Annotated in this window: 1 protein-coding gene; it reads left to right on the top strand. The window is 65.9% G+C overall.

Annotated features, from left to right (window positions below; all coding sequences use genetic code 11):
- Window positions 1–160: 160 nt before the first annotated feature.
- On the top strand, window positions 161–481 hold a 321-nt coding region (locus AACY08_RS29175), incomplete at its 3' end, for an alcohol dehydrogenase catalytic domain-containing protein (RefSeq protein WP_339472555.1).

The raw sequence follows: 481 nt of genomic DNA, 5'->3' as shown, positions 1-481 counted from the left end.
CGTTCTCGGCGGCCGTCGAACTGTTCAACGTGCTGGCGCGGCGCAACCGCCGCAAGGCCGGAAAACCACATGCGTAAGGCGCGCGGCGCCGTCGCCGAGTTGACAAGGCGGGGGTTGATGCCCTTCGCTTGGAGTGTCTGCGGGAAAAGGAGATCGGGTGATGACCAAAGCGGTTCGTGTGCACAAGGTCGGAGGCCCCGAGGCGCTGGTCTATGAGAGCGTGGACGTCCCGGCGCCGGGACCTGGCGAGGTGCGCATCCGCCAGCATGCGGTAGGGCTCAACTTCATCGACGTCTACTATCGTACCGGCCTCTACAAGGCGCCGGGCCTGCCCTTCATCGCCGGCAACGAAGCCTCGGGCGAGGTCATCGCGGTCGGTCCGGGCGTGACCAATTTCCATCTCGGCGACCGCGTCGCCTACTACCACAATCTCGGCGCCTATGCCGGTGAGCGCAACATCCCCTGGGAGCGGCTGGTCAAG

The organism is Pseudomonas sp. EL_65y_Pfl1_R83, from assembly GCF_963970695.1.
GTDB classification, from domain to species: Bacteria; Pseudomonadota; Gammaproteobacteria; order Pseudomonadales; family Pseudomonadaceae; genus Aquipseudomonas; species Aquipseudomonas tritici.
Note: the sequence above shows the minus strand (reverse complement) of the source record. Positions and strands in the feature narration are given on the sequence as shown.